The organism is Bradyrhizobium sp. Cp5.3 (assembly GCF_000426265.1).
Classification (GTDB): Bacteria; Pseudomonadota; Alphaproteobacteria; order Rhizobiales; family Xanthobacteraceae; genus Bradyrhizobium; species Bradyrhizobium neotropicale.
Genome location: NZ_AUFA01000090.1, coordinates 1 through 8,142, shown reverse-complemented (window position 1 = coordinate 8,142; position 8,142 = coordinate 1). Strand labels below are relative to the sequence as shown.

Here is an 8,142-nt window from a genome sequence, read left to right as displayed (position 1 = left end):
TCCAGGAAATACCGTCATCTGGCGCGGACTATCGCGGCTGACCGATATCGAATTGGGAGCCGCGATCGAGGCAAAGATTATGGGTAATTGAAAGCCCCTGACGCCCATCCGGCCGACGCCGCCCGCCGTTTCGAGGTATCGCACGATCGGCCGCGTGAGGCTGACGAAGCCCGGCATGTCGTCTTCGTCGTAGAGATACTCCCAGGGCAATCCGGCAAGCTCGGTCGCCTCGATACGCAGCTTGATCCTGAGGTCCTGCGCCGCGCCCTTGCTGCGCTCGTAGATGCGCTGGATCGAGGGCACCTCGGTGAAGACGCTGCGGAAGACCCCGCGCCCGAAATCCCGCAGCACCTGTTCGCCGCGCGTCGCCGGGCCCTGGCGGTTTTTCTCGTCGATCTCGAGGACCGCGTTTTCGAGCTCTCCGCGCAGCTTTGCCAGTTCGCCCGGCGCGGAGAACCAGAACTTCACCTGGCTCTTCGGCGCCTCGCCGGCCGGCGACTTGACGACGCGGCCGTAATATTGCTGCGGACCGCCCCCTGCCGGCAGATCAGAGCCGATCTCGAGCTCGAAATCTTCGTAGTCGGCAACAGGCATCTTAAGCCTCACTCAAACAACTTATTTGATCGAAAATTTCCTCGAAATTGGATGGTGCATATCGCCAGGGCTTTGGCGACAAACATCGCCAGCGGTCAGATCATGCCTGCCTGATCGTTCATGCGCCGGTGAGCAGATCTCATCGAGGGCCCAATTCATGTGCGCCTCCAGGACAACGGCAACATCGCTGAACCATATTATCACACGCAACTTCAAGACGCATTTGTGAAGCAGGTCTCACATAGCCCGAAAAGTTTGTGCGGCGCCCTTTCGCCCTGGCGGTCGGGGCGGGTTTCGTTTTTTGGGGATCGAACGGATCCGGCCGCTGCGGCGACCAAACGATCGTGCCAGAATTTAAGCGGTAACAGTCGGATCCCCCCATGATTCTGCAATCGCTCGCCGGCCTGCCCGCCTTCCTGGTCTATTTCTGCACCGGGCTGATCGCCATCGTGGCGTACCTGTTCGTCTATACCCGCATCACCCCGCACAACGAATTCCAGCTCATTCGCGACAACGATCCTGCTGCCGCCATCGCGCTTGGCCTCAGCCTGCTCGGCTTCGTGGCCCCGCTGGTCAGCGCGATCGCGCATTCGGCCAACGTGCTGGACTGCCTGATCTGGGCCGCCATCGCGCTGGTGGTCCAGATCATCGTGTTCTATCTCGTCAGGGTCCCGGTGCCGAACCTGTCGGCACGGATCGCCGGCGGCGAACTCGCCCCGGCGATCTGGCTCGGTCTCTCCTCGCTAGCTGCAGGCCTGCTGAATGCCGCCTGCATGATCTACTGATTTCCTGACATGGCAGGGAAGCCCCGCAGCAAGGATTTCGGCAAGCGCCGCCCGGCGTCCGTACAGCCGCCGTCACGGGAGCCTGTGAAGCGCTCCGGCCACGTCGCACTGCTCGTGATGGGAACGATCGCGGTCGGCACCACCGCCTACACGCTGATGCCGCGCCAGCATTGCGATCCCCCTCCCCCTCCGGGCGCTGCGGCACCGGCGCAGACGACCACGACCTGCACCAGCAGCAGCCACGGCTCCTCCAGCGGCAGCAGCGGCTCGCGATGGTCGTCGCGCTCGAGCTTCTTCAGCAGCGACTCCTCCAGCCATTCCTCGTCGGGGACATCGTCCGACTCCGGCTCCGGCGGCGTCACCCGCGGCGGCTTCGGCTCCTTTGCGCATGCCTTCGGATCTTCGGGCGGCGGCTAAGGCGCGAGGTTTTGAATTCAACGGCGCGCACCGATCTGCTTAGCTGGCGTCGCGGAGAGGACAACATGAAACGCTCGCGAAGGGTCGTGCTTACCTTGATGGGCAGCGCCGCGGCCGGCGCGGTCTCGATGGGATTCGCAAAACGCGAGCGGCCCTGCGGCCCCGGCCTCGAAGCCGTTCCCGGCATCGACGGCCAACCCTATTGCCGGCCGACCTATGGCGGCTTCGGAGGCACGCTGCATCACATGCATGGTCATGGCCATGGTCACGGTCATGGCGGCCACGGTCACGGCGGCGGCTGACACATGCAACGCATCACCTGTCCCGAGCGCGACGATTGGCGCCAGACCGCCGAACAATGCGGCTTCGATTTCCACACCATCGACGGCGAACGCTATTGGGACGAGCGCGCCTATTACGCCTTCACGCTCGACGAGATCGAGCGCGGCATCGAGACTCCGACCGGCGAGATCGATGCGATGTGCCTGGAGCTCGCCGGCCGCGTGATCGGCGACGAGCAAAAGCTGCGACGGTTGCGGATTCCGGAAGCGTTCTGGGATCTGATCGCACAGAGCTGGGAGCGCGACGATCGCAGCCTTTACGGCCGGCTCGATCTGAAGTTCGACGGCGAGACGCCGGCCAAACTGCTCGAATACAATGCGGATACGCCGACCTCGATCTTCGAGGCCGCGGTGTTTCAATGGACCTGGCTCGAGCAGGCGATCGAGCGGCGCATCATCCCGGCGCGCGCCGACCAGTTCAACTCCATCCATGAGCGGCTGATCGACGCCTGGAAGACGATTGGCGCCGGCCGTCATCTGCATCTCACCGGCACCACCGGCAATGACGAGGATGCCGGCACGCTTGCCTATCTCGAAGACACCGCGCGCCAGGCGGGGCTTGCGACCACGCTGCTCGATGTCGAGGAGATCGGCTGGCGCGACGCAGGTGGCGGCTTCGTCGATCTCGACGACCGCGACATCGTGTTGGCGTTCAAGCTGTACCCCTGGGAGTGGATGTTCCACGACGACTTCGGCGCAAAACTGACTGAGGCGCCGACGCGCTGGATCGAGCCGCCCTGGAAGGCGGTGCTCTCCAACAAGGGCATCCTGCCGCTCCTGTGGGAGATGTTTCCGAACCACCCCAATCTGCTGCCGGCCTTCTTCGAGGACGATCCGCGCGCAGCCGAGCTCGGAACATCCTATGTGCGCAAGCCGCTCCTGTCGCGCGAAGGCGCCAATGTCACGCTGGTCTCGGGCGGCGTCCCGCTCGACGCGCACACCGGCCCCTACGGCGCCGAAGGCTTCGTGCGCCAAACGCTGTCGCCGCTGCCGAATTTTTCAGGCTTCTATCCGGTGGTGGGAAGCTGGCTGGTGAACCACGAGCCCTGCGGCCTGTCGATCCGCGAGGACGAGAGCCCGATCACCGGCAACAGCTCGCGGTTCTTGCCGCACGCGATTTTGTGAGGGGGCCGTCTTCTGGGTTCTGCTTGATTATGCACGCGCCGGTAAAACGAGACGTTTTGCTCGATCATGCGGATGAAGCCGTCGCGACTGCGCGCCGTCTCCAAAACGAATTGTCCGAAGCCGTCGCTGCGGCTCACGTTCAATGCCGACGCATGAAGCATTGGCACGCTCTGCAATCGGGCTTGGCCCCAGCCGTGGCGATCTCGCTTAGGGTACGCGCGCGTGTCAGCGATCAAGGCGTCAGGTAGAACGCGAGCGACGCCAGTCGATCAGACTACTAGGCTCGTAAAGAAGGGCTTGGTTATCTCGACGACCGAGGGCTCCCTCTCATCAGAAGTGGCGGCGGTGACAAACTGGCTTTTGCAGTTAAAGCAGCGCCAAAGATCTTGGATTTCTTGGGCATTGACGCGCTCACGCCACTCGAGGTGGACTAACCCAGAACCACATTGAGGGCATTTTTCTGGATGGGGCGTCGAGAAGATCGATGCCATGTGGAACCTCCCTGGTTTTCGGCGCAGCATACGACTGTCTCGGCGTCTTGGAGTTGATACAAAACAAACGATTTGCCCATTTGTCATCGCCGGGCGGCTTCCATGTTTGGAACCGTCGAGTGCTGGCGCGCCCTCCGCAATCGGGCCTTGGGGTCCTCTGAGAGACGCGCAGATTTGCTGCCGTCCTGACAAGCCACGCGGCTTTGATTGGACATCGCGCGCGGTCGTTTGATGTGATCCGAAAGCAATTTGCCTTGCTAGGAAAATCGCAGCATGTGGAACTGGATGATGCTGGGGCTGGAAAGCAATCGCGTGATCGGATTGCGCCTTGCAAAGTTGATGCGCGGCGGCAAAGCGGCCCAACGTGAAGCCCAGCGCATGGTTAGTGAAAAAGTGCTGGCGGCGGCGAAGGCCGGTACAAGCCTGATGGCCGGCGCATCCGGAGACAAGATTGTTGAGCAATACCGAAGGAAGGTGGCGGCAAATGCCAAACGGCTCAGCCGGAAACGAACACGGCGCAAACGAAAGTAAAGCTGCCCTACCTCCTTCGGGGCTCACTTGCTCCGGTGCTTGAGCGCTCATTTGTGCAGATTGGTACACAATGGGCCGCGCAGCATCCCAATTTGAAATCCGAACCTCATGCATTGGAACGCTGGGCCAGGCACGAGATTTGAATAAATTGCGTAGTATCGCGGCTGCGCTGAGGGGCGTTGTTGCATTGGAGGCAGCGCATGAAAGTCATCATCGACGAAGACGACGAGATCATCGCCATAGCAACGGATGATCATACTCTAATCGGCGGCCACCATCGCCTCGCTGTGTCGGCCAGCATAGGTAAAAGACTTTTCTGGCGAGATACCGGCAAACCTGTGAAGCTTGATCTCTTCTTCAAGCATCATGAAAGTTCCATCCGACATACAGCCTGAGCCGTCGCCTGATCGAGGGGGATTTTCGGTCGACTGCAAGGGCTGCGGCCAGCGGCTAAAGCCTAAACCCGGCGATTTCTGTGTGTTCTGCCCATACGGCTCGGTGCCAAGCCGGTCCGGCAGAACGGGAAGAGCTGTTAGCGGTCGAACTTACTTGCGCTGCTGCTTGAGCACAGCCATGGGCGCTATGTCGCGGCGCAGGATGACGCGCGGCACAGCGAACACGGGATATGGGCAGGCAGTTTTCTCGAGCCTTGGCAATTCGGAGAGTGCGTCAGATGGGGGCGGCGTTATGTATCAAATTGCACGGGATTGAAACACTTTCCCCTTGTGGGAGAAGGTGGCGCGAAGCGCCGGATGAGGGGTTCTCTCCGCGCTCTCCAATGCAAGAGGTTCACTCGCGGAGAGAACCCCTCATCCGGCTTCGCGTTCCGCGAAGCCACCCTCTCCTGCAAAGGGGAGAGGGCGAAAAGGCACCTCACCTCGCCGCGGCAACCCTCAGCGACTGCGGCATCAATCCCCCCATCGGGCGGCCGGAGCGCGCCGGGTTGAGCTGATAGAGGCCGCGACGATCGGTGACGGGACGGAAGACATCCGTGATGCCGACGACGGATTCGGCGGCGCCGAGCAGCAGCGTGCCATCGGCCTCCAGGCCCTTGGCCATGCGCTCGAAGATCACCGCCTTTGTGTCCTGATCGAAATAGATCAGCACGTTGCGGCAGAAGATGATGTCGAACGTGCCGAGATGCGAGAAGTCCTGCAGCAGATTGAGCTGACGGAACTGCACCATCGAGCGGACGTCGGCATTGAGCTGCCAGATGTCGCCAGACTGCGTGAAATACTTCACCAGCATCTGGATCGGCAGGCCGCGCTGCACCTCGAACTGGCTGTAGACGCCGGCCCTGGATTTCTCCAGCACCTCCTGCGACAGATCGGTGGCGACGATCTCGATGCGCCAGCCGGCGAACGCCGCGCCCATCTCCTTCAGGCACATCGCGATCGAATAGGGCTCCTGCCCCGTCGACGATGCCGCCGACCAGATGCGCAGGCTCTTGCGCGCGGCGCGCGCCTGGATCAGGCCGGGCAGGATGGTGTCGCGCAGATGATCGAACGGCACCTTGTCGCGGAAGAAGAAGGTCTCATTGGTGGTCATGGCCTCGACCACGTCGGTCGCAAGCCGGCCGTCGCCGTTCCTGATCTTCAGCACGAGGTCCGGAATACCGGACAGGCTCGCCCTGCGGGCAAGCGGCAGCAGCCGGCTCTCGACCAGATACTGCTTGTCGGCGGAGAGATCGAGACCAGAGCGTTCTTTCAGAAACTTGCGCAGATACTCATAGTCGACGGGAGTCACGAGCGGTCTCCCGAAAACAGGCGATTGACCTTCGCACCGACCTGGTTGAGCGGCAGGATCGCCGAGCAGATGCCGGCATTGGCGGCCGCGCCCGGCATGCCCCACACGACGCTGGAAGCTTCGTCCTGTGCGATCACACTGCCGCCGGCGGCGACGATGTCCTTGCCGCCGCGCATGCCGTCCGAGCCCATGCCGGTCAGGATCACGGCGAGGATGCCGCCGTGCCAGATGTCGATCGCGGAGGTGAAGAGCGGATCGACCGCCGGCTTGCAGAAGTTGACGGCAGGGCCGTCGTCGAGCGCGATCGCGATGTCCGTGCCGTTGCGCACGACGCGCATGTGCCTGCCGCCGGGCGCGAGATAGATCCGCCCTGCTTTCACCGGCTCGCCATCGACCGCTTCATGCGCGGGCCGGCGGCTCGTGCGCGCCAGATGCTCGGCGAGAATGGTGGTGAAGGTCGGCGGCATGTGCTGGGTGATCAGCACCGGGAAACGGTCGATCACCGGGCCGAGCTCGGCCACCAGGGCCATCAGCGCCTGCGGGCCGCCGGTCGACGAGCCGATCAGCAGCACCTTCGGCGCCTGCATCGAGAATGGGCGCGTCGTCAGCGGGGCTGATGGGGCATGCACGGCAGGCGCAGCGGGGGCCGGCGCGGCAGGCCGTGCCGCCGGCTCGCGTGCGAGCGGAGCGTGGGGTGCGGGCGCCAGCGGCGGACTCGCAACGGCAGACCTCTTGCGCAGCCGCGCGCCGAGATGGCGGATCTTCTGGATCAGGTCATGGTGGAAGATGTCGGCGGCCGAGGCTTCGCGCGTCGACTCCGGCTTCGGAATGTAGTCGGCCGCGCCCAGCGATAGCGCCTTGAAGCTGATCTCGGCGTTACGGCGGGTCAGCGTGGAGGCCATGATGATGACGAGGTCGCGCTTCTTGGCCAACAGCTTTGGCAGCGCCGAGAGACCGTCGAGCTCGGGCATTTCGATATCAAGCACGGCGACGTCGGGGTTGATGCGCTCGATCTGGTTGACCGCCTCGAGCCCGGTGCGCAACGAGGCCGCAACTTCCATGTCGTGCTCGGCACCGATCCAGCGCGAGATCAGACCGCGAATGACGACGGAGTCGTCGACGATCATCACCCGCAGCGGCCCCGCTTCTCGCGACGGGCTCGTGGTCGAATTACCTGCGAACGCAACACTCATTACTCACCAACTCAGACTGAAACGGTTCAGTTAACAAAAAACGCCGAAGGAGCCGTTCAGCCTCCGTGCGGTCGCTCAGATCAGGCCAACTTCCTGGAACTTCGCCGTCACGATGTCCTTGTCGAACGGCTTCATGATGTATTCGTTGGCGCCGGCGTGCAGCGCGCGCGCGATGTGCGCGACGTCGTTCTCGGTAGTGCAGAACACCACCTTGGGCTGGTCGCCGCCGGGCATGCGCCTGAGGTGGCCGAGGAACTCGTAGCCATCCATGACCGGCATGTTCCAGTCGAGCAGCACCGCATCGGGCAGCCCGCGCTTGCAGGCCTCAAGCGCCTTCTCACCGTCCTCGGCTTCGAGAATCTGGAAGTCGAGGCCCTCCAGGATCCGGCGCGCAACCTTGCGGATGACGCTGGAATCGTCAACGACGAGACAAGTTCGCATGTGAACCTCTACTTCTATCCCCCTAAGGGGCACTTCCAATTGCAAGTGCGTCGGCGGCTTCGCCGCCGTATCATGCCGCCATCATGTCGGGCGCGAGCTCGAGGACGCGATCGACGTCGAGGACGACCATGAGCTGTCCGTCGAGGCGGTGGACGCCGCCGGCGAGCTTGGCCATGCGGGGATCGAGGTTGACGGGGTTTTCCTCTTTGCCGTCCTCGGGCAGGCGCAGCACCTCGCCGATCTGGTCGATCAGCAGGCCATAGGATTCACCGCGCAGGTCGACGCCGACCGCCATCGGCACCTTGCCGTCCTCGGCCTTGGGCAGGCCGAGCCGGGCGCGCATGTCGACCACGGTGACGATGCGGCCGCGCAGATTGAGCACGCCGGCGATCTCGCGGGAGGCCAGCGGCACGCGGGTGACGCGTTCGGGCATGAACACGTCCTGGACGCGGGAGATCGGCAGGCCGAACAGCTGGCC

12 protein-coding genes are annotated in these 8,142 nt (G+C 63.2%); 6 read left to right on the top strand and 6 right to left on the bottom strand.

The window, feature by feature from the left end; genetic code table 11:
* Window positions 1–594 (bottom strand): hypothetical protein (locus K289_RS51250; protein WP_027556413.1); only part of this gene is annotated, 594 nt, incomplete at its 3' end.
* A 380-nt stretch (window positions 595–974) separates the two neighbouring features.
* Here K289_RS51250 and K289_RS0139715 point away from each other — a divergent pair.
* The 4 genes from K289_RS0139715 to K289_RS0139700 all read left to right on the top strand — a co-directional run bounded on the left by K289_RS0139715 (window position 975) and on the right by K289_RS0139700 (window position 3,262).
* Complete coding sequence (locus K289_RS0139715; protein ID WP_027556412.1) at window positions 975–1,379, top strand: DUF350 domain-containing protein; 405 nt, start codon at window positions 975–977, stop codon at window positions 1,377–1,379.
* A gap of 9 nt (window positions 1,380–1,388) precedes the next feature.
* Window positions 1,389–1,796, top strand: coding sequence for a hypothetical protein (locus K289_RS49885; protein WP_027556411.1), 408 nt, complete (start codon window positions 1,389–1,391; stop codon window positions 1,794–1,796).
* Between the two features lie 65 nt (window positions 1,797–1,861).
* Entirely contained in the window at window positions 1,862–2,098 is a 237-nt protein-coding gene (locus K289_RS0139705) for a hypothetical protein (RefSeq protein WP_027556410.1), read from the top strand.
* A 3-nt stretch (window positions 2,099–2,101) separates the two neighbouring features.
* Window positions 2,102–3,262 carry a glutathionylspermidine synthase family protein gene (locus tag K289_RS0139700; RefSeq protein ID WP_027556409.1) on the top strand — a complete coding sequence of 387 codons (1,161 nt, stop codon included), beginning with the start codon at window positions 2,102–2,104 and terminating at the stop codon, window positions 3,260–3,262.
* A 269-nt stretch (window positions 3,263–3,531) separates the two neighbouring features.
* Here the strand turns inward: K289_RS0139700 and K289_RS51245 are convergent, their stop codons facing one another.
* Window positions 3,532–3,753 (bottom strand): hypothetical protein, encoded by a 222-nt coding sequence (locus K289_RS51245; protein WP_156918450.1) that lies wholly within the window; start codon window positions 3,751–3,753, stop codon window positions 3,532–3,534.
* Between the two features lie 273 nt (window positions 3,754–4,026).
* Between K289_RS51245 and K289_RS0139690 the strand changes: the two genes are divergently transcribed.
* The gene (locus K289_RS0139690) at window positions 4,027–4,284 is read left to right on the top strand and encodes a hypothetical protein (protein WP_027556408.1); all 258 of its coding nucleotides are present in this window, start codon (window positions 4,027–4,029) and stop codon (window positions 4,282–4,284) included.
* Window positions 4,285–4,484: 200 nt separating this feature from the next.
* A complete protein-coding gene (locus K289_RS49880) occupies window positions 4,485–4,679 on the top strand; it encodes a hypothetical protein (RefSeq protein ID WP_027556407.1) in 195 nt (64 codons plus the stop codon).
* Window positions 4,680–5,157: 478 nt separating this feature from the next.
* Here the strand turns inward: K289_RS49880 and K289_RS0139680 are convergent, their stop codons facing one another.
* The 4 genes from K289_RS0139680 to K289_RS0139665 all read right to left on the bottom strand — a co-directional run.
* On the bottom strand, window positions 5,158–6,030 hold the full coding sequence (locus K289_RS0139680) for a protein-glutamate O-methyltransferase CheR (protein WP_027556406.1): 873 nt from the start codon (window positions 6,028–6,030) through the stop codon (window positions 5,158–5,160).
* Window positions 6,027–7,223, bottom strand: coding sequence for a chemotaxis response regulator protein-glutamate methylesterase (locus K289_RS0139675; RefSeq protein WP_027556405.1), 1,197 nt, complete (start codon window positions 7,221–7,223; stop codon window positions 6,027–6,029). Before K289_RS0139675 ends, K289_RS0139680 begins: the two co-directional genes overlap by 4 nt.
* A 75-nt stretch (window positions 7,224–7,298) precedes the next feature.
* Window positions 7,299–7,664: a PleD family two-component system response regulator gene (locus K289_RS0139670; RefSeq protein ID WP_007600538.1), complete on the bottom strand. Its 366-nt coding sequence runs from the start codon at window positions 7,662–7,664 to the stop codon at window positions 7,299–7,301.
* Window positions 7,665–7,734: 70 nt separating this feature from the next.
* A partial coding sequence (locus K289_RS0139665) for a chemotaxis protein CheW (RefSeq protein ID WP_027556404.1) occupies window positions 7,735–8,142 on the bottom strand: 408 nt, incomplete at its 5' end.